The organism is Levilactobacillus zymae (assembly GCF_032190635.1).
In the GTDB taxonomy this organism is placed as follows: Bacteria; Bacillota; Bacilli; order Lactobacillales; family Lactobacillaceae; genus Levilactobacillus; species Levilactobacillus zymae_A.
The window spans coordinates 781,827-801,104 of sequence record NZ_JAVLAS010000001.1; the positions used below are offsets into that span (position 1 = coordinate 781,827).

Consider the following 19,278-nt stretch of genomic DNA (forward strand, 5'->3'; position numbering starts at 1 on the left):
TGGTCGTTACTTTCCTAATCATTGCGTTTAATTATTTTCTCATTGATATTTAATGATTCCTAATCTAGCACTGAACTTTTGACCTGTCAACCTGAATTTTGATAGAAATTCTGATGGCGAAGGTGGCGTAACGGCGCCATAATTGTTGCCATATATAGAAATGAATTCACCGAGAAAGTCGAGAAATGGCCACAACTATAAAATGAAAAAATCATGATAATTGCAAATTGAAGCGCCCAGATTAAGATTGGGCTTCGGTAACGGAAACTAGGGTGGGCGACCCAAAACAGGCACTTTCCAAATTCAAGGAAAAGTGCCTGTTTTGATAGTCCGTCTGGTGTTTACAAAGGGATTCAATTTGATTAAAGCGTTAAATTCCGACCGGTCAACCCCACGAACGCGCCCGGTTTGTGGGCGTCCGGGTGGGCAAGCAGCCACTTATTTTGCGCAAATAAAAGCGGATCGGCTTCCGTCGGCGTTGCTAAAGCTTGGTTGGTGCCCTGGGGAAGGATCACGCCGCAGGTAAAGCCGGTTTGGCCCGGCACCGTTACCGGAGCGAAGTGTAACGTGGTCGCGTAGATTTCAATCACACTGCCGTAAGGCACCAGAAAGGCCTGCAGCTTGCCGGTATCGTAGGTGTGGTCGGGTTGAATATCTTGTCGCCGTCCTAACCAGAGAATGAAGTCGCTGGCCGCGACGTTGATCTCGGAACTACTGTGATATTCCAGACAGTTTAACTGGTGATTATTGCCCAGACAGTAGCCGCTTTCGGTGGTCAGACCGCCGAAGACCTGTTGACTCACCGTTTTCGTTGCGGGGAGAATTGCTAATCCGGGGTCGTCGGCCACGTAACGGGTCCCGTGAGCGGGTCGTGTCAGCACGGTCAGAGGGGCCAACAGCTGCTCGCTATCGGGGACGGTCAAGCACCGGCCATAGGGCTGAAAGGCCGCGTCAGAAATGTCATTAATTTGCATGGGGTCACCTTCCTAAACAAGTTAAGCCTAGTTTAGGCACGGTCCGTGACGTTTCTGTGACGCGGGCGTGAAGAGTTGCGGTTCGGTGCTTAAGTTTTGTTAAATGGGCGTTTCACGGCTCATGTCCACCGCGTCATCTGCGGTGATTTCCCGTAAAACGCGACAGGGATTACCCACCGCCAGTGAATTAGCGGGGATGTCGCGGGTGACCACGCTGCCGGCGCCAATCACGCAGCCGTCGCCGATGGTCACACCACCGATGACCGTGACGTTGCTGGCTAGCCAGCAGTTATTCCCGATGGTAATGGGTTTGGCATATTCTAAATCGTATGTCGAGCCGTCCGGACGAGTCCGTAAGTTGCGGTCCTGGTAACGCAGAGGATGCATCGCCGTCACTAGGGTCACGTTGGGGCCACACATGACGTTATCGCCGATGGTCACGGGACACGAGTCCAGTACGGTGAAGTTGGTATTGCCGTAAAAGTGGTCACCCAGCGTCGTGTAGCGGCCATAATCAAAGAAGATGGGTCCCTGAAAATAGGGGGCGACGCCGTGGTGGGGCACCAGTTCGTCGATCAACGCGGCCCGCACGCTAGCCGGTTGTTCGGCGGCTTGGTTGTAGGCCTGGTTCAAGACGTGCGCGGCGCGTTGTTGACGGTCGAGCTCGGGATCGGTGGGGTCGTAGAGCTGCCCCGCGAGCATTTTAGCTTGTTCGGACATGGAAAAGACCTGCCTTTCTTAGATGAGGATGCCCTGACAGTGGTCGACTTCGTGCTGGATGATTTGCGCGATGAAGCCGCTAAATTCCTGGTGTTGCGGTTGAAATTGGGCGTTGAGGTAGTCGACGGTGATGGTTTGATAGCGCGTGGTGGGGCGTTGCCCACTCAACGATAGGCAGCCCTCTTGGGTCTGAAATGGGGCGCGCTTTTGGGTGATCTGGGGATTGATCATGGCGACGGGTAAGACGCCCATCAGGACCACGATGATCCGTTTATTTTGGCCGATCATGTTGGCGGCCATTCCCACGCAGTTGGCTTGGTGGGCCCGTAACGTATCGAGCAGGTCGGTGACCACTTTGGCATCGGCCCGGGTCGCCGGGACGGCTTGGGTTTGTAGTTGTTGGGGATCATGAACGATGGGTCTAATCATAAGAAACCTCCGAAAATTGAGTTTAGGGTTAACGCTTAGTCGATTAGCATAGTTGGCTAATCGCTTCCGGGTTAACCCGGTCAGCAACGGGCTGGAACGGGGTGGGTACGGCTTCAAGCCCGTAGCCCAGGTCTTGAAGACCGACCTTTGTCTAAGTCGACTGAGAAACGCCGGCTAAGACTGATTCCACGGCCCCCCCTGAGCCCATTTCTGACTGGCCCTCCAGCTCATACTAGTTGTGACAGTAACATGGATATATTTTTTAATTAAACGACAATAATGGGTTATTAGTAATTTGGTTTTAAGATAGTTCCTAGTATACCACGGCTACCGGGTCAAATATTGGAGTAGGCGCGCGGTGGTGGGCGTTTGACCGCCCCGGGGAGCCACGACTTGCAGGTGGCTGAGTTGGGCGGGTTCCAGCGAACGGGTCACAAAGTCCGCGGAGAGAAACGGGGCCGCGGCTTGGGCGAACAGGAAGGTGACCCACTGGGTGTGGGCGATCATCCCCAGCAACGTTTCGATGTGCGGGGTGCTGAACCGGATATTAGGCGTCAGGCCGGCCTGCTGGTAGAGCGTCCCCATGCGTTCGTAGATGCCGGACCCGGGGCTGAGCGTGACGATGTCGACGCCGCGCAGGTCCGCCATGGTGAGGGCCGCGTGCGCCGCTAGGGGGTGGTCCTGCGGCAAGATCACCCTGAGTTCGTCGGTCAACAGGTCCTGGGTGTGAAACTGCGAGGGGGCCAGCTGGCGGCTCTGGACGTCGCGCAAGATGGCCAGGTCGAGGCGGTGATCTTGGAGTTGGGCGAGCAAATCGGCGCCCTCCAACTCGTCCAAGCGCAGGTTAATCTGCGGGTAGTCGTGCATGAAGTGGCTGAGCTTGGCAGTCAGGCCGTACTGGGCCATGACCGGTACGCTGCCGATGTGTAACGTCCCCCGGCGCAGTTCGCGGTAATCCTGGAGTTCCCGCTGGAGCAGGGCGTATTGGGCCGTGATGGTCTGGGCGTAACGCAAGAAAATCTCGCCACTTGCCGTGATGGTCAGGTGGCGTTTGTTACGCGTGGAAATCAAGGGACTGCCCACTTCGGCCTGGAGATTACGCAGGCGTTTGGAGAGGGCCGACTGGGTGATGTGGAGCTCGACGGCGGCGTCCGACACGCTTTGCCGCTGGTAGAGCACGATGAAACTATGGAGGTCTTCGATGGTCATCGGAATCCGTCCTTTCTATTAGTCCTGTTAGGAATAACGTTAAGCGTAAGTTGAATTGTTTGCAAGCCTGAATCCTCGTAGACTGAGTTTTGTAAGCTTGAACGAGGAGGTCATCACATGACAAACGAACCTTATGATTTACGCCGGGTCTTAGCCGAACTTAAAACGCATCCCGGCCAGTATCACAAAACCGACGTCGCCGTCGATCCGAACGCGGAACTCTCCGGGGTCTACCGCTACATTGGCGCCGGGGGCACGGTCCAACGGCCGACCCAAGAAGGCCCCGCAATGATGTTTAACCAGGTCACCGGGTTTCCCGGCACCCGCGTTTTAACGGGGTTAATGGCCAGTCGTCGGCGGGTCGGGTTGATGTTTCACCACGACTACCAGACCCTGGGCCAGTTTTTAAACGACGCAGTCGACCACCCGGTCCCACCCGTGGAGGTGTCCGAGGCTCAGGCCCCGGCCCACGAAGTTATTCATCGGGCCACCGATCCGGATTTTGATATTCGTAAATTAGTGGCGGCCCCGACCAACACACCCCAAGACGCCGGTCCCTACATCACGGTCGGCGTGGTGCTGGGATCTAACAAGGCCAAGACCATGAGCGACGTGACGATTCACCGGATGGTGCTAGAAGATAAGGATAAATTAGGCATCTACATCATGCCTGGTGGCCGGCACATCGGCAAGTTTGCCAGTGAATACGAAGCGGCCAACGAACCCATGCCCGTCACCATTAGTATTGGCTTGGACCCGGCCATCACCATCGGCGCGACCTTCGAGCCGCCAACCACGCCGTTAGGTTATAACGAACTGGGCGTGGCGGGGGCCATCCGCCAAGAGGCCGTGGGGCTGGTACCGGGACTAACGGTCGACGAACGGGCGATTGCCCGGGCCGAATATACCCTGGAAGGTTACATTTTACCCAACGAACGCGTCCAAGAAGACCTCAACACCCACACGGGCAAGGCCATGCCCGAATTTCCGGGCTACGATGGCGACGCGAACCCGGCCTTACAGGTTATTCAGGTCACCGCGGTCACGCACCGCAAGGAGCCCATCATGCAAAGCGTCATCGGCCCGTCCGAAGAACACGTCAGCATGGCGGGGATTCCCACCGAAGCCAGCATCCTAGAACTGACCAACCGGGCGATTCCGGGTAAGGTCTTAAACGTCTACAATCCGCCGGCCGGTGGGGGGAAGCTGATGACTATCATGCAGATTCACAAGGATGACGAGGCCGACGAGGGCATTCAGCGGCAGGCCGCCTTACTGGCGTTCTCCGCGTTTAAGGAACTCAAGACCGTGATTCTGGTGGACGAAGACGTCGACATCTTCGACATGAACGACGTGATGTGGACCGTTAACACGCGGTTTCAGGCCGACCAGGATATCGTGGTTCTGCCGGGAATGCGTAACCACCCGTTGGACCCCTCGGAACGACCGGAATACGACCCGAAGTCGATTCGGGTCCGGGGGATGTCGTCGAAATTGATTTTAGATGGCACCGTGCCGTTTGACTTAAAAGACCAGTTCGAACGGGCCCAGTTCAAGGACGTGCCGGACTGGCAGAAGTATTTAAAATAAGCGAATTCAATTGAAGAAAGGCGATGGGGACATGCAAAAAATCATTATCGGGGTCACGGGGGCTTCGGGAACCATTTACGCCGTCGACCTCTTGCGCCAGCTTAAGGCGTTGCCGGGCGTGGAGACTCACCTGGTGATGAGTGCCTGGGCCACCAAGAACTTGGCGCTAGAGACCGACGAGACCTTGGCGGACGTCAAAGCCTTGGCCGACGTGGTCTATAGCGACCGGGACCAGGGGGCCGCCATCGCCAGCGGGTCGTTTCTAAACGCCGGAATGGTCATCGTGCCCGCCAGCATGAAGACCGTGGCCAGCGTGGCGTACGGCTTCGGGGAAAACCTGATTGCCCGGGCCGCCGACGTCACCATTAAGGAACAACGTAAGCTGGTCATCGTCCCGCGCGAGACGCCGCTTAGCGTGATTCACCTGGAGAACCTGACCAAGTTGGCCCGGTTGGGGGCACAAATCATTCCCCCGATTCCGGCCTTCTACAACCGGCCACAAACCATTCAAGACCTGGTCACGCATCAGACCATGAAGGTGCTCGACGCTTTCGGCATCCACCGCGCCACGGATCGCCGTTGGGAGGGGGATTAGCCATGCCCCAATTTCGGGTGACTCAGGTTGGTTACACGATGACCGCCGACCTCACGGTGATTGGCCCCGACCTGTTAATCGTGGTGACCGGGGGCACGCACCCGCACATTGGCGACGTGACCACGCTGACCAAGACCACCGCGTTGCGGACCGTGAAATTTCCCAGTCATGACGGTCGTTTCCACAAGGATTATCTGGTGGGCGAACGCCTGGCCCGGCAGCTGCAACCCTGGCTCACGGGGAGTTGTACCGTGACGGCGGGCATCCACGTTGACCACATCACACAGGTCCAAATTGCGGCTAGTGGGGGGATGAGCGACGACTTAGGCCGCCAAATCGTGGCCTGGTTACGAGCGCATCCCGTAACGACGACGGCGCCCGTGTATTACCGCGATGACCAGACGCCACCGCAAGATTAGTTGAATCTGAACCACCAAGTGACCATTATTCCTAGTTCAGGAATAATGGTCATTTGGCGTTAAACGGGACAACTTATCCTGGGACGCACGCTTTAGCGCCGATAAGGCCCGTTGCGAATACGGTCAAAGACTGGTTCCCTTGAGCGGAGATTTCGCGACGGGGGGTTCCTATTTCTGGGAAAAACCGTTAAAGTGAAAGGAAACCGGGTCCATCATCATGGGCGCGATAATCCATCGTGAAAAGGAGCGTTATTTGTGACCAAGTATCAATTTCAAGCGGCAGCTTTTGTGTTAGTGTCGTTCATGTTAGGGTGTAATGAATTTATTGTGGTTGGTATTATTTCTGATATTTCGAGTTCGTTGAAGGTGAGCGTGGCCACGGTGGGGTATCTGGTTACCGTCTTTGCCATTGTTTACGCCATCAGCACGCCGCTGGTGACCATCCTAACTAACCGGTTTAACCGTTATCGTACGTTTATGGCGCTCATGGTGATCTTCCTAATTGGTAACACCTTGACGGGCTTTGCCACCAGCTTTCCGATTCTGGTGGCGGCGCGCTTAATCACCGCCGTGGTGGCCGGGACCATCGAGTCGCTGTGTATTGCCATTTCCAGCGTGATTGCCCCGCGAGACAAACGGGCCATCCTGATTTCCTGGCTGGCCGCCGGGTTTAGCATCGCCTCGGTTATTGGGGTGCCGATTGGTACGGCCATCAGTACTCACCTTGGCTGGCAGGATGCCTTTCACGTCATTTCCGGGTTATGCCTCGTGACCTGCATCGTCTTGGGGGTCCTCTTACCACGAGATTTGAAACAACCCGTCAGTGGCATCAAGGATCAACTGGTCTTGCTGAGTGACAAGCGTATCTACCTCGGGTCGGCGTTGATCCTCTTCACGGCGGCCGCATCGTACGCCTATTACACCTATGTACGGCCCCTAATTACAACCACGTTAGGTTTTAATACCAGCATGTTGAACTGGTTGTTGATGATCATCGGTATTGTTAGTATTGTTAGTAACCGGCTATCCGGAACGTTGGCCGAGCACCATGGACTGCAACAATTACCCAAGTTCTACGTGGTTGACATCATTTTATTATGTCTCTTCCCGTTAGCGATGCAACAGGCGTGGACCGGCTACGGCTTGTTACTTCTCTTGACCCTCTTAGTTCTGATTGGCGTTTCGTCGATTCAGATTCATTTCTTGGACGTCGCCGAGGCCGACTCCCCACAGGCCGTTGCCCTGGCATCAGCGTTGAACGCCATTTTCTTCAACGTCGGTATCTCACTGGGATCGGCGACGGCTTCCGGCGTGCTCCAGAAGGCGGGACTCACTAGTCTTGGTTGGGGGGCCGCGCTGTTTGCGGTGATTTCTTTGGGCCTGTCGGTATGGCTCAATCACGCCAATGCCGCCCATCCGCTCCGACGGGTGGTAAAAGTTTCCGAATGAAAACGATTTTAAACTGCAAAATTGTTCGGAATAGTGTACGCTAAGGGTACCGAATTTTAACCGGACGGAGGAACAAGATTTTGAACAAGTATCGTTGGCAAGCAATTGTCTTTGTCCTGGTGGCCTTCATGTTAGGCTGCAACGAATTTATGGTGGTCGGGGTCCTCTCCGATATCGCCAAGGAGCTGCGGATGCCGGTCGCCACGGTGGGGTATTTGGTGACCATCTTTGCGACGGTCTACGCCGTGAGTACCCCGTTCATCACGATTTTAACCAACCGCTTTAGTCGTTATAAAACGCTGATGACCCTGATGGTGATTTTCCTAATTGGGAATACCATAAGTGGATTGGCCTTTAACTACGGCGTTTTGTTGGTTTCGCGGGTCCTCACGGCGATGGTTGCCGGCGCCATCATTTCCTTAATTATGACCTTCGCCAGTACGATTGCGCCGCGCGATAAGCGGGCCGGGTTGGTCTCGTGGATCTTTGCCGGTTTCAGTATTGCCTCAGTTTTCGGGGTGCCCATCGGGACCGCCATTAGTACGGCTTACAGCTGGCACGATGCGTTTTATCTGATTTCGATCATTAGCGTGATCACCTGTCTCTTGTTGGGCTGGCTCTTGCCCCGGCAGGTTGAACAGGTGCAGGGCAGCATTAAGAATCAGTTAGTCCTATTGACCGACAAGCGGGTTTACGTGGCCATTGCCCTGGTCTTGTTTAGCGCGGCGACCATGTACGCCTACTACACCTACATTCGTCCCATCCTGACCACCGGCCTCGGGTTTAGCGTCACCAGCCTGAATTGGCTCCTATTCTTGATTGGGGTCATGAGCATCTTCAGCAACCGACTTTCCGGCGCGTTAGCCGAACGGAACGGACTGCGAATCATGCCGTGGTTTTACGTGGTCGACATTGCGTTATTGATTGTGCTGCCGCTGGGGATGAACAGTAAGGTCATGGGGCTGGGGATCTTATTGGTTTTGACGCTGATCATCACGGTGCTGAATTCGCCGGTCCAGATTCACTTCTTAAACATTGCCGAACACGATTATCCCCAGTCGACGGTGCTGGCATCGTCGTTGAGTTCCATCTTCTTTAACTTCGGCATTTCGCTGGGATCGGCGACGGCTTCGGGCTTGCTAGGCGTGGTCGGGATTCGCCACATCAGTTGGGCCGCCGCGGTGTACGCCGTGATCTCGCTGGGGTTGGCGTTGACGCTGAATCGCGTGATCAAGGCCCATCGGCAGGCGATTGCGCCCAAATAGTTCACATTTAGTAGCGGGTGCGGTAAGCTGAACCCATCTGTGACGAAAGGATGGGATTCAATGCAAGTGCCAGAATTAACGTTAAACGACGGGTATCGGATGCCCGCCATCGGTCTGGGAACCTACCAAGTTCGGGGCGGCCAGGGGGTTAATCAGATCCTGGCGGCAATTCGCGACGGCTACCGGAGCCTAGATACGGCGACCAACTACGATAACGAAGGGGCCGTGGGTGAAGCGATTCGCCGCTCCGGCTTACCCCGGTCGGCGTTTTTCGTGACCTCGAAGCTGCCGGGTAAATACCACCAATACGCCGATGCAACCATGGCGATCCAGGAATCCCTGTACCGCATGGGGTTGGACTACTTTGACCTGTTCTTGATTCACTGGCCGTTACCTAAGCGCGACCACTACGTTGAAGCCTGGCAGGCCATGATCGATGCCCGAACACGCGGGTTGATCCGGTCCATCGGGGTGTCAAACTTCGAACCGGAACATCTGGATCGGTTGATGAACGAGACCGGGGTCACGCCGGCGGTTAACCAGATTGAGGTCCACCCGTACTGGGCCCAGGAAGCCATGCGCCAAGCCAATTTAAAGCGTGGAATTGTGACCGAGGCCTGGAGTCCGTTGGGCCGGGGCAGTGCGGCCCTTCAGGAGCCGGTGATTCAAGAGCTGGCGGGAAAGTACCAGAAAAACGTGGGGCAAATCGTCCTGCGTTGGCACACCCAACGGGGCATTGTCCCGATCCCGAAGGCGCGACACCTGCAACACCAACGGGCCAACCTCGATATCTTTGATTTCAGCCTGACTAAGGACGAAATCGAGGCCGTCAACGGTTTAAGCAAGCCGGATGGCCGCATCGATGGTCAGGATCCTAACGTTTACGAAGAATTTGATTAACCATGCAATAAACGGCTCCCCTTCAATTGACGAAGGGGGGCCGCTTTTAGGTTTAATTGGTGAGACTGCGGGCCACTTGGGGACCGTAGACTAGGTGTTGAATGTGTTGGGTGATTTTGGCGATGCGGGGGAATCCACTGAAGCCGGATTGGTGTTGGCCGTGGGTCATAATGACCAGTACATAGCGCTCGCCGTTCGGCAGGGTAACAATCCCCGCATCATTGTTGGTGTCGGCGTACCAGCCAACTTTATCGGCCACGGTGGTTCCCGGCGTGGCGGCCTTGGCTCCCGCGGGAATTCCGGAGCGATAGACCTGGCGCCGCATTAATTTCAAGAGCCACTGGCGGTCGGCCGCGTGATTGTAAGGATAGTCTTGACGGTCGAGGGCTTGGAGGGCCAGGTTCAGGCTGTGGGCCGTGGTGTTGGCCGTTTGACCGGCGTTGAAGACCGGTGTGTACCACTTCTGCGCGCCGATGAAATTGTCGACGGCCAGTAAGCCGTTGGTGTCGAGGGTGTGATCCGCATAATCGTTACCACTGTTGATGATCATATCTTCGAATCCTGCGGTGTCGCCGTCCGTCCAGGCAGTGCCTAGTTGGTGATGCTGTTGAAAAACGTAGGCGGCAATAAACAACTTGTAGGTGCTGGCCGCGACCTCTGGTGTGTGGGCGTTAATACCGGCCGAGAGCTTCCCGGCGGCATACAATCGCCGGAGGTTAGGTTGCTTAGCGGCCGGGGTGCCCGCCTTGGCGCCAAGGTTATAGAAACTAATGCTGGTGGTCCCGTTGTGAGCTTGCTGGGTGATGTAGTGCTGCAGGCGTCTTTGCACCTGCGTTTGGGTGTGCGCGATTTGGGTGGCTGTGGCCGGCGTCTGGGGAGCCGCTTTTTTGGCGGACAGCGCTTGCCGGTTCTGAAAGCCCCAGAGTCCCCCCACACCCAAAAGGATCACCAGTCCGCTGGTGAGAATCAGATGACGATGGTTGACCCAAAAATGGGGTGGTAGCTTAACGGGTTTGAGAAACATAGGGGACTCCCTCCGGATAATAAACTGGGTTAACAATTATAATTATACGCCCAAACGTCCCGAATGTGGCGAGAATTTTGCCGCAATGTGTCACGGCTAACCGGGGAGATTTAGCAGTTTTAACGGACCGAGCAACGAAAAGTGACCGATCAAATTAAGCTATTCAAAACGATTGTGGACAACTTAAAATGAAAATGGTACTAGGCACGTTGATTAGAAAACGGTTTCTTGATAGGGTCATTAACTCTTTTCATTAAATGCCACTGATCATGAAAACGGGCTGTGACGTGATTCACGTGCCCTGATTTTATGCAAAATGAAGGGAACTTATGCATTAAATAACCCGTGCGACGGGTCCGGGGACTTGCTATACTTTGGCCATCGATAACCAGAGTAGGGAGAGAAAACACATGCAATTCAAACCAAAGTATTTTTGTCCAGTGGCGCTAATGGCCTTCGGGTTACTGGGGGGACTACCAGCGGCAGAGCCAACCTATGCGGCCACTACCGTTACCCGGCAGGCCCCGGCCGCTTCATTGACGGGACACCAGGGGACCGCGGCGGTGACCTTACGAGACGGGGTACTCAAGTTGGGTGCCGGGAAATTGACTAAGGGGACGGGCTGGATTGGCCTATGCTAGTCAGATTCATACCATCGAGGTGGCCCCAGGCGCTACGGTAGTGGGGGATGCCTCGGCCATGTTTCAAGGCATTGATCATGCGGTGGATCTAGATCTGCGGCAGTTAGATGTGAGTCAGGTGACAACGCTAGCCGGTGCCTTTCAGGATGTTCACGCGGCCCGATTAGACGTGACGGGGTGGGATACCCGCCAGGTGAAGGACCTCTCGCACTTATTTGAACGCGCCAGCTTTTACCGGAATATCAAGGGCTTGGCCACTTGGCAGACGGGCCAAGTCACGACCATGGCGAACTTCATGCGGGGCATCGAATTTGATGCCCCGGTGATGGCGGAGCTAGGGGATTGGCAGACCGCCAACGTCACCGATATGCACGGAAGCTTTGCGGAAACCGAAAACATTAGTGTGCTTGACCTGAGCCATTGGGATATGCGGCAGGTTAAAGATTGCCGGGAATTTGCCACTTGGACGCGGCCGAATAAACGCCGGATTCAGATTTTTAGGTTCGGTCCCCATATCCGGTTCGACGGCGCGCAAAAGCAGACCGTCTTGCCCCTGTCACGGGGGTACAGCCATAAGTGGCACCAGATGTTTTTACGCGACACGCAGGGAGATTATGATGACTGTGAGGCGACCTATACGCCGGCTGACTTGCAAAAGCGGTACACGGGTCAGGCCCCACAGGAGCTTCAAACCTACATTTTAGATTTCTTTAGCCTGCGGGTGGCGGGGCATGACCAGAAAATAGAAGATGGGCGGCCAGCAGAAATTGATCTCAAGAAGTACCAGCTAGACATGGTCTACGATCGGGCGTTTGCGACAGGGTTTCACTTTGAGCGACCGGTAACTGAGGATGATTTAGAGTTTGGGGGAGCCTTTAAGAACACGGGACGGGCGCCGAGTGAACCGGGGACTTATCCGGTGGTCTTAAGCCAAACCGGCCTGGAAGAGCTGTTAGACCTGGTTGACCCCTTCGAAGATGACACGGAAACCTATACGGTTAACGTTCATCCGCGGTTCTTCGGGACCTATACGATCTTGCCGAAAGACCCGACTCAGAACATGGGGAAGGTTCAGGTGCGCTACGCCACGCTGACGGGGGAAGAGCTTGCGCAGACCACGTTAACTGGTAAAATTGGTAGCGCTTACGTTTCGAGCCAACGGGATTTCAAGGGGTATCAGTTGCGAGAAGTTCAGGGCGACATCCTGGGAACGTTTACCCAGGCTCCCCAGACCATCACGTATCTTTATGCGGCCGATGAAGCCGACGAAAACCAACAGACGCCGGGGCCCGAGCAACCAGGGACACCGGCGCCGCAACCGCCGGTGACCAGTCCGGAAGTACCGAGTCCGGGAGAAACGCCGGGTGGTGATGGCGAACCAACGTCGCCAGACGGTAATGGGACGCCCGGTCATGGGGATGTGGACGGTGACGGTGACCACTCAGGGCAGGAGCCCTCGCAACCGGGTGGCAATCAGGGAGAAACACCAGCGCCCGCACCGAATCCGGGGCAGCCAGAACCTGGTCAACCGGGGACGCCCGCACCGGCACCGAGTCTACCAGTCCCGACGCCTACGCCGCAGCCAGGACCGCAACCGAACCCGCAACCACAACCAGAAACGAAACCTAAACCGGATGTGACGCCACAACCGGAGATGCAATCACAAGCGGAGCCAAAACCAAAACCAAAACCAAAACCAAATGCCCAACCCACCGCAACGCCTAATCGGCCGGTCCCGGGGACGCCGCAGCTGCCGGGCACGTCGACGACCACCCATCCGGGGAACTGGGCGCCGGCGACCACCGTGGCCGTTCCTGCCGGTCAAGCCACACCAACCGCGGATGCCACGGTGACGCTGACGGGTGGCCTGACGGGAGCGACCAGGGTGCCCACCCAACCGGCCAGCCAAACTTCAACACAGCACGCGTTGCCGCAAACCAACGACCAAACCAGCCCGTGGTGGCATTTACTGGGGGCCTTCCTACTCGCGGGCACTCTCTATTGCGGGCGGCGCTGGAAAAATCTTTCTAAAAAGTAGCTCCCGGAAGCCCGGTCTGGGTCAAAACTTACCGTTTGGTACCTGGGGCACCTAAAAGTCCGTTCTAGGCAATTCTGGTGGGCCTTCGTATACTAGTCACAGTTAAGACATGACAGTTTAGTCAGGAGGATCACACATGATTGAAAATTTACAAGCAACGGTGACACTAAATAACGGGACGCAGATGCCCGGTTTCGGGTTAGGCGTCTTTCAAATTCCGGATGACCAAACGGCTGCGGCCGTTGCCAGCGCCATTGAACAGGGCTATCGTCTGATCGATACCGCCCAGATTTACGGTAACGAGGTCGGCACGGGCGAGGGAATTCGCCAGGGCCTGGCCAAGACGGGGCTGAAGCGCGAAGACCTCTTCGTGACGTCCAAGGTCTGGAACGACCATCTGACCTACGACGAAACGATGGCGGCTTATCAGGACAGCTTGGAAAAACTGGGGTTGGACTACCTGGACCTCTACCTGATCCACTGGCCCGGCGACAACGGCTACCAAGAGTCTTGGCGGGCGTTAGAAGACCTGTATCAGGCCGGAAAAATTAAGGCGATCGGGGTCAGCAACTTCATGGCTAACCATTTAGCGGATCTGCTGACTACGGCCAAGGTCGTGCCCGTGATTGATCAGATTGAACTGCACCCACTGATGACGCAAGAAGCCATGCGGCAGGTGGCGGCCGACCACGACATCAAGTTACAGGCCTGGTCACCGCTCGCGCAGGGGAAATTGTTCAGTAATCCGGTTATGCAGGACTTGGCAACGAAGTACCACAAGTCGATCGCCCAACTAATTTTAAAGTGGGACGTGCAACGCGACGTGTTGGTAATCACCAAGTCAACCAATCCGGCCCGGATCAAGGCCAACGCCGAGGTCTTTGACTTCACCATTGACGACGCCGACATGGCCACCATCAACGGGTTGAACCAAGACGTCCGGGTGGGGCCAGATCCCCAGACGTTTGATTTCTAAGTTGTCACTAAAATAAGCCGCCATCACGCAGTTGACGTGATGGCGGCTTTTTAGCGTATTTATTAGGCGGTGTGGCGTTTGGCTAACCGAATCCCGGTAATCACCGTGGCCACTAAACAGATGACCAGGGCGACCAGAAAGGCCACGTGCATCCCGTGGATGAAAAGCTGCGGTTGCTTAGGCAGATACGAGGTGACCGCGTGACCGGCCGAGTGACTCATGGCCGCAAACAGAACCGTGGTTGCTAGAGAGATGCCGATGACCATCCCCAGTTCTCTGGCCAGGGCGTTGATTCCGCCGGCGACGCCTAGTGATTGGGTAGGCACGGAACTCATGACAATTGAGTTGTTGGGCGCCATGAAGATCCCGTTCCCCAGGCCGACCAGCCCGATGAAGCCCATGAAGACCCACAGCGGAGTGGCGAGGGTGGCAAACATGTAGCCGACTTGACTGATGGCAATGAGCACTAAGCCGATGAAGGTCAGCAGTTCTGGCCCGATTTTGTCCGAAATGGTGCCGGAAATCGGGGCCACAATCACCTGGACGATGGGGAAGGTCATCAGGGCGTATCCCGCGTAGTTGGCGGGCAGGCCCCGGGCGTTTTCCAGGTAGAAGGGGGCAATCACGTTAAAGAAGAAGTTGGTCACGAAAATCAGGAAGGCGCACAGGACGCTGACGGCGAACCGAGCGTTCTTAAAGAGCGGCAGTGCCAAAATGGGATCGGTGGTGTGCAATTCCTGATAACCAAAGGCCAGTAGGGCGATGATTCCCACCGCAAAGAGCGCTAGAATCAGGGGCCGGCCAAAGCCGATTTCTTGTCCCACGAAGATGCCGGTGAAGACGGTTACCATCACCACAGCGAAGAGACCGGCGCCCAGCCAATCGATGGTCTGAGGTTGGGCGACCAGGTCTTTGGGCAGAATGCGTTGACCAACCAGAATGGCGACGATGCCGATGGGGACGTTGATCCAGAAAATGTACCCCCAGCTGAGGTGGGCCAGAATTAACCCGCCAATCCCGGGCCCGGCGATACTGCCCAAAGCCACGAACGAGCCGATGGTGCCCAGTGCCCGCCCCCGTTCCTTGAAGGGAAAGACTTCGGTAATGATGCCGTTACTGGTACTCATGGTCATGGCCGATCCAACGGCTTGGAGGGCTCGAGCAGCCAGTAATAACGGGAGACCGAGACTAAAGCCACAGAGCAACGATCCCACCGTGAACAGGACCGCGCCAATCCTAAAGATCCGGACCTTACCGTGAGTGTCGCCGAGTTTACCGAATAAGAGCAGTAGTGCACAGATGATGATTAAGTAAATTGAGACCACCCATTCGGCTTGGTTCATGGGAATGGCTAGGTCGCGACTCATCACGGGTAAGGCAATATTGACAATGCTAGCGTCCAGGGTGGACATGAAGATAAAGAGGCAAACGGCAACCAAAATCCACCAGCGGTGCTTTTGGATCTTAGGGTCGTCGGCGAGAGAAACGGTAGGCATAATTGAGTTACTCCTTTGTCAGTTGATTGAGTTGGGCGGTCACCCAGTCGGCTTGCGCCTGGGCCCGGACCGTTTGCAGTTGGTTGACGCGCAGAGCGTCTTGAATGTCAGCCGCCACCATGTGGGGATTGTGGGCCAGGTGGGCCCGCTGCGTCGCCAATTGGCTAAGTTGCTGGGTGGCAAACGCGTGAAATTCCCGTAACGTGGCGCGTTGCTGATCGGGAGTCAGCAGATGCAGAAAGTTAACCTTCATCTGAAAGGTCAATTGGGTCTGCTTATTGAAAGCGACCGGCGTGGCCATGAGGGTGTGAAACCGGGCGCGCCCGGCAGCGGTAATGCGAGCGAGTTTCTGGGGGCGCTTAGGGGGCACGGTCTTAAAGGCTAGCGTGAGGGTGCCCGCGGCGGCTAACTTGTCGAGCAGCGGGTAGAGGGCACCAAAGCTGATGGTGAGCTCCGGACCAACCGTCGAACTTAGCGCCTTACGGAGTTGATAACCAGTCATGGGGTGATCCATGAGTTGACCTAAAATGAACAATTCGTACATACGGGGATCTCCTAACTAAAGTGCTTACTCAGTATATGTATCTATTAGATATATTGCAACCAGGAAGTTTACGATAAACAACGGATATGTATTCGGTTACATAGTCTATTTATCACGCCTGGGGGACCAATCGAATTTGAAAATGATATGTTGAAAAAAGTATGGCAATTGGTCTTTTGAGGGCAAGCGGTATGCCACTATATCTTGGGCCACGGTACTTTTAAGAAACGACCGGACCACTGATTAACCTAAAATCGGCAATTATTCCTAAATTGGGAATAATTGCCGATTGATCGTTTAGGCGCGTGGATTAAGCGTCTGCGATAGTGAGAAAGTTCTAGGGCGCTGGGGATGACGAAGTCAATTGAAGATGCGCCCAAGCTTGTTGGAGCTCGCGGTGGTAGTTGTCAAAGCCAATCTGGGTTAATTGGTGAACAGCCGCGGGTAAGGAAAAATAAGCCACTTGTTAGAGCTCCTCTACCTGCGGCGTGAAGTCGTTAACGGCCCGGTCGGTAGTGATGGCAAACCAGGCACTGATCCAATGACTGTGTGGCGTTAGCCGGTAATTGTCCGCTGCGGTGATGGGCACGTCGAGACCGAGTTCTTCACGCAACTCCCGCGCCATGGCTACCTCGATGGTTTCGCCGGCTTTGACGGCCCCGCCAGCCGAGGTGTCCCAGTAACCGGGAAAGTTTAATTTATCGGTTGAGCGCTGTTGTAACAGGACCTGGCCCTGGTGGTTAAAGACGAAGGCGTTGACCACCAGGTGGTAGTGTCCCGGCGTGACGGGATTAGCACGTAATTGGCGGCCCACGACGCGGAGTTGCCGGTCATAAACGTCCCAGGCTTCGTGTAACTGATCTGCAGGCAAGCACAGGACCTCCTTAAGTCCGATCGTAACGAGTGATGTCCAGCACGTGGTTTTCGTATTTGGCCATGTAGACGTCGCGGATATTGGTGATGCCTTGTTGCTTTAATTGGGCCATTAACCAGTCCTCGTCGTGATTCATCAGCTCCAAGACGTCTTGGTCGATTTGCCCGTCGATGATGATGGGGTAGCGAATCGAGCCCTCACCTTGCCGTAGGATGGTCAGACTACCGTTTTGTTCCACGATGGCCCGCTTGACGTCGGTTAACTGATAGACGCCGGCCGTTCGTAGTTTAAAGTCAATTTCCTTAGCTGAAAGATTGGCTTTAAGACAATTATGAACGAGTAACTGGCCGTTGCGCACGATGGTGATGGGCCCCCCGTCGATGAACTTTCCCACGGGACGCACGTGGATTTTAAGGTAGCACATTACCAAGATTAGGAGAGACCAGATTAGTAATACGATAACGAATTGGATGATGGTAATCGAGGAATTGTAAATAACCCCACCGATAATTCCCCCTAAAACGTAGTTCTGCACCTGGTCGATCGCGGAGGTGGGGGCCAGGTTACCCTTACCGGTGAAGTTAATTAATAGGGTCATAAAAACGAAGCCGATGAACAGCTTTAAGGCAACATCTGAATAGGTAAACATGAGTTACTCCTTTGTAAGTGTGACTTTGGGGTGATGGAGCGTTAGGCGTTCCAGGACAAACGCGGAGCCGTCCGAGTTGTAATCGGCCCGGTAGTAGCCCTTAGGCGTTTTAAATAGAAGGTTGGACGTGGTCGTGGTGGCGTTGACCGCGATAGTTTGCGGTTTAACGTCTAGTCGTTTGGCAACCTCTTTGACGGTTGAGGTAATGGCCCCGGTCGTTTCGCTATTGGTATGTAGGGTGACCAAGCCGTTAACCTGAAATCCCAGCACCAGGAGGATGATGACCCCGGTGATGACACTTAGGTCCTTATATTTCACATTCCAACGGTGGCGGAGGTAGTAGACGAATAAGCCGATGAAGACAATTAGCAAGGCAATGATGATGCCTAGGCGGAGATACTGCCAGGTCTGGTGCTGCGTGGTGAGGTAACCGTAGGTGTAAAAAGTCATGAAGACCTTCCTTTCGAGTTGAGCAGGGGATGTGACTAGTGGGCCAGGTTGAGTGAAGTCAACGCCTAAGGACCCGTTAGATGCTAAAACTATCTAACTAGGGTCCGTCTGAAAACTACTTAAGTAAGATGCAAATTGAGGCAATGTAAACCGTAGCCAGATAAACATGAGCGAGCTTATCATAACGCGTTGCAATCCTACGAAAGTTCTTCAACTGATTGAAGAAGTTCTCAATCAAATGGCGCTCACAATAAACGTGGTAATCACAGGTCCACTTGTCTTTGGTATTTTCCTTTGGCGGAATGGTATAGACGGCTGCTTTATCTTTAATATACTGGCGAAGTTTCGCGGTGCCATAGGCTTTATCCGCGATAATATTTGATTGAGAAATATCGAAGCCTTCCAGCAACTCACTGGCAACTTGGCTATCATGTACTTGACCACCTGTTAGGCGAAAACCCAAGGGATTCCCTAATCCGTCAACGAGTGCGTGAATCTTGGTCGTTCGGCCACCTCGACTTAGTCCAATAGCTTGATTTTCGACCATACATTCGGCGTTTTTTTTGCCCCAGTGGCCTTTTGATGCGCTCGAACGATCGTTGAATCTAAGCTCAAGTTTTCCATGTCGGGATTGTCAATCAATTCGAGAAAAACCTGTTCGAACAAGCCTGAACTTACCCAGGCTCGGAAGCGACTATACACCGTTTTCCAAGAGCCATAGCGTTCAGGTAGATCACGCCAAGGAGCCCCGCTGCGCATGAGCCAGAGGATAGCGTTGAGGGCGGTACGGTTGTCTAGGCTTGATGGACGGCCAGTCCGGTATGGCGGGAAGTATCCTTTGATTCGGTCCCACTGAGCATCTTCCAGTTCGTATCGTTTAGGTGTTGTCATCGGAATGCCTCGATTCGTTTTTCCTCAGATTATACCTGAATTTTTAGTTTTCAGACAGTCCCTAGTCGCAATGATTTACTCTATTAGTCACAGATTACTGTACACCATTTTGTGGGTTAATTGGGACGAAATGTCCTCACAAGCC

The 19,278-nt window shown here is 54.7% G+C and carries 20 protein-coding genes; 9 read left to right on the top strand and 11 right to left on the bottom strand.

Annotated features, from left to right (window positions below; translation table 11 throughout):
* Positions 1-362 precede the first annotated feature (362 nt).
* From RI501_RS03455 to RI501_RS03470, 4 genes are all read right to left on the bottom strand, one after another.
* Entirely contained in the window at positions 363-974 is a 612-nt protein-coding gene (locus tag RI501_RS03455; RefSeq protein WP_313820369.1) for a DUF4867 family protein, read from the bottom strand.
* Between the two features lie 99 nt (positions 975-1,073).
* A complete protein-coding gene (locus tag RI501_RS03460) occupies positions 1,074-1,694 on the bottom strand; it encodes a sugar O-acetyltransferase (protein ID WP_313820370.1) in 621 nt (206 codons plus the stop codon).
* An 18-nt stretch (positions 1,695-1,712) separates the two neighbouring features.
* The gene (locus tag RI501_RS03465) at positions 1,713-2,123 is read right to left on the bottom strand and encodes a peptide deformylase (RefSeq protein WP_313820371.1); all 411 of its coding nucleotides are present in this window, start codon (positions 2,121-2,123) and stop codon (positions 1,713-1,715) included.
* A 327-nt stretch (positions 2,124-2,450) separates the two neighbouring features.
* Positions 2,451-3,332, bottom strand: a complete 882-nt coding sequence (locus RI501_RS03470) for a LysR family transcriptional regulator (RefSeq protein ID WP_313820372.1) — start codon at positions 3,330-3,332, stop codon at positions 2,451-2,453.
* Between the two features lie 117 nt (positions 3,333-3,449).
* Between RI501_RS03470 and RI501_RS03475 the strand changes: the two genes are divergently transcribed.
* The 6 genes from RI501_RS03475 (at position 3,450) to RI501_RS03500 (ending at position 9,550) form a co-directional block, all read left to right on the top strand.
* Entirely contained in the window at positions 3,450-4,922 is a 1,473-nt protein-coding gene (locus tag RI501_RS03475) for a UbiD family decarboxylase (protein ID WP_313820373.1), read from the top strand.
* Between the two features lie 31 nt (positions 4,923-4,953).
* The gene (locus RI501_RS03480) at positions 4,954-5,517 is read left to right on the top strand and encodes a UbiX family flavin prenyltransferase (protein ID WP_313820374.1); all 564 of its coding nucleotides are present in this window, start codon (positions 4,954-4,956) and stop codon (positions 5,515-5,517) included.
* A gap of 2 nt (positions 5,518-5,519) precedes the next feature.
* Positions 5,520-5,936: a prenylated flavin chaperone LpdD gene (gene lpdD / locus RI501_RS03485; protein ID WP_313820375.1), complete on the top strand. Its 417-nt coding sequence runs from the start codon at positions 5,520-5,522 to the stop codon at positions 5,934-5,936.
* Between the two features lie 255 nt (positions 5,937-6,191).
* Entirely contained in the window at positions 6,192-7,385 is a 1,194-nt protein-coding gene (locus RI501_RS03490) for an MFS transporter (protein ID WP_313820376.1), read from the top strand.
* 80 nt (positions 7,386-7,465) lie between these two features.
* The gene (locus tag RI501_RS03495) at positions 7,466-8,650 is read left to right on the top strand and encodes an MFS transporter (protein ID WP_313820377.1); all 1,185 of its coding nucleotides are present in this window, start codon (positions 7,466-7,468) and stop codon (positions 8,648-8,650) included.
* Between the two features lie 60 nt (positions 8,651-8,710).
* A complete protein-coding gene (locus RI501_RS03500) occupies positions 8,711-9,550 on the top strand; it encodes an aldo/keto reductase (RefSeq protein ID WP_313820378.1) in 840 nt (279 codons plus the stop codon).
* Positions 9,551-9,602: 52 nt separating this feature from the next.
* Here the strand turns inward: RI501_RS03500 and RI501_RS03505 are convergent, their stop codons facing one another.
* The gene (locus RI501_RS03505) at positions 9,603-10,574 is read right to left on the bottom strand and encodes a serine hydrolase (protein WP_313820379.1); all 972 of its coding nucleotides are present in this window, start codon (positions 10,572-10,574) and stop codon (positions 9,603-9,605) included.
* A gap of 410 nt (positions 10,575-10,984) precedes the next feature.
* Here RI501_RS03505 and RI501_RS03510 point away from each other — a divergent pair, with 410 nt between their 5' ends.
* From RI501_RS03510 to RI501_RS03520, 3 genes are all read left to right on the top strand, one after another.
* Positions 10,985-11,215 (top strand): hypothetical protein, encoded by a 231-nt coding sequence (locus RI501_RS03510; RefSeq protein ID WP_313820380.1) that lies wholly within the window; start codon positions 10,985-10,987, stop codon positions 11,213-11,215.
* A complete protein-coding gene (locus tag RI501_RS03515) occupies positions 11,202-13,253 on the top strand; it encodes a BspA family leucine-rich repeat surface protein (protein WP_313820381.1) in 2,052 nt (683 codons plus the stop codon). The genes RI501_RS03510 and RI501_RS03515 overlap by 14 nt, the downstream gene beginning before the upstream one ends.
* Before the next feature lie 136 nt (positions 13,254-13,389).
* A complete protein-coding gene (locus tag RI501_RS03520) occupies positions 13,390-14,229 on the top strand; it encodes an aldo/keto reductase (RefSeq protein ID WP_313820382.1) in 840 nt (279 codons plus the stop codon).
* A gap of 62 nt (positions 14,230-14,291) precedes the next feature.
* Here RI501_RS03520 and RI501_RS03525 read toward each other — a convergent pair whose 3' ends face one another.
* The 6 genes from RI501_RS03525 to RI501_RS03550 all read right to left on the bottom strand — a co-directional run bounded on the left by RI501_RS03525 (position 14,292) and on the right by RI501_RS03550 (position 19,133).
* A complete protein-coding gene (locus RI501_RS03525; protein ID WP_313820383.1) occupies positions 14,292-15,725 on the bottom strand; it encodes an MFS transporter in 1,434 nt (477 codons plus the stop codon).
* 7 nt (positions 15,726-15,732) lie between these two features.
* Positions 15,733-16,269 (bottom strand): PadR family transcriptional regulator, encoded by a 537-nt coding sequence (locus RI501_RS03530; RefSeq protein ID WP_313820384.1) that lies wholly within the window; start codon positions 16,267-16,269, stop codon positions 15,733-15,735.
* A 466-nt stretch (positions 16,270-16,735) separates the two neighbouring features.
* Complete coding sequence (locus RI501_RS03535) at positions 16,736-17,140, bottom strand: NUDIX hydrolase (RefSeq protein ID WP_313820385.1); 405 nt, start codon at positions 17,138-17,140, stop codon at positions 16,736-16,738.
* A gap of 13 nt (positions 17,141-17,153) precedes the next feature.
* A complete protein-coding gene (locus tag RI501_RS03540) occupies positions 17,154-17,792 on the bottom strand; it encodes a DUF421 domain-containing protein (RefSeq protein WP_313820386.1) in 639 nt (212 codons plus the stop codon).
* A gap of 3 nt (positions 17,793-17,795) precedes the next feature.
* Positions 17,796-18,242 carry a DUF3290 domain-containing protein gene (locus RI501_RS03545; protein WP_313820387.1) on the bottom strand — a complete coding sequence of 149 codons (447 nt, stop codon included), beginning with the start codon at positions 18,240-18,242 and terminating at the stop codon, positions 17,796-17,798.
* Positions 18,243-18,357: 115 nt separating this feature from the next.
* Positions 18,358-19,133, bottom strand: a protein-coding gene (locus RI501_RS03550; protein WP_096109514.1) for an IS5-like element ISLpl3 family transposase whose coding sequence is annotated in 2 segments (ribosomal slippage) — positions 18,358-18,809 and positions 18,809-19,133 — 777 coding nt in all. Because the reading frame shifts where the segments join, the coding sequence is not laid out codon by codon here.
* Positions 19,134-19,278: the final 145 nt, after the last annotated feature.

Bases quoted from the DNA above. Each gene is read 5' to 3' on its own strand.
- RI501_RS03480 (WP_313820374.1), top strand. From the start codon at position 4,954: ATGCAAAAAATCATTATCGGGGTCACGGGGGCTTCGGGAACCATTTAC.
- RI501_RS03520 (WP_313820382.1), top strand. From the start codon at position 13,390: ATGATTGAAAATTTACAAGCAACGGTGACACTAAATAACGGGACGCAG.
- RI501_RS03510 (WP_313820380.1), top strand. From the start codon at position 10,985: ATGCAATTCAAACCAAAGTATTTTTGTCCAGTGGCGCTAATGGCCTTC.
- RI501_RS03530 (WP_313820384.1), bottom strand. From the start codon at position 16,269: ATGTACGAATTGTTCATTTTAGGTCAACTCATGGATCACCCCATGACT.
- RI501_RS03540 (WP_313820386.1), bottom strand. From the start codon at position 17,792: ATGTTTACCTATTCAGATGTTGCCTTAAAGCTGTTCATCGGCTTCGTT.
- RI501_RS03460 (WP_313820370.1), bottom strand. From the start codon at position 1,694: ATGTCCGAACAAGCTAAAATGCTCGCGGGGCAGCTCTACGACCCCACC.
- lpdD (WP_313820375.1), top strand. From the start codon at position 5,520: ATGCCCCAATTTCGGGTGACTCAGGTTGGTTACACGATGACCGCCGAC.
- RI501_RS03500 (WP_313820378.1), top strand. From the start codon at position 8,711: ATGCAAGTGCCAGAATTAACGTTAAACGACGGGTATCGGATGCCCGCC.
- RI501_RS03525 (WP_313820383.1), bottom strand. From the start codon at position 15,725: ATGCCTACCGTTTCTCTCGCCGACGACCCTAAGATCCAAAAGCACCGC.
- RI501_RS03475 (WP_313820373.1), top strand. From the start codon at position 3,450: ATGACAAACGAACCTTATGATTTACGCCGGGTCTTAGCCGAACTTAAA.
- RI501_RS03505 (WP_313820379.1), bottom strand. From the start codon at position 10,574: ATGTTTCTCAAACCCGTTAAGCTACCACCCCATTTTTGGGTCAACCAT.
- RI501_RS03470 (WP_313820372.1), bottom strand. From the start codon at position 3,332: ATGACCATCGAAGACCTCCATAGTTTCATCGTGCTCTACCAGCGGCAA.
- RI501_RS03545 (WP_313820387.1), bottom strand. From the start codon at position 18,242: ATGACTTTTTACACCTACGGTTACCTCACCACGCAGCACCAGACCTGG.
- RI501_RS03455 (WP_313820369.1), bottom strand. From the start codon at position 974: ATGCAAATTAATGACATTTCTGACGCGGCCTTTCAGCCCTATGGCCGG.
- RI501_RS03465 (WP_313820371.1), bottom strand. From the start codon at position 2,123: ATGATTAGACCCATCGTTCATGATCCCCAACAACTACAAACCCAAGCC.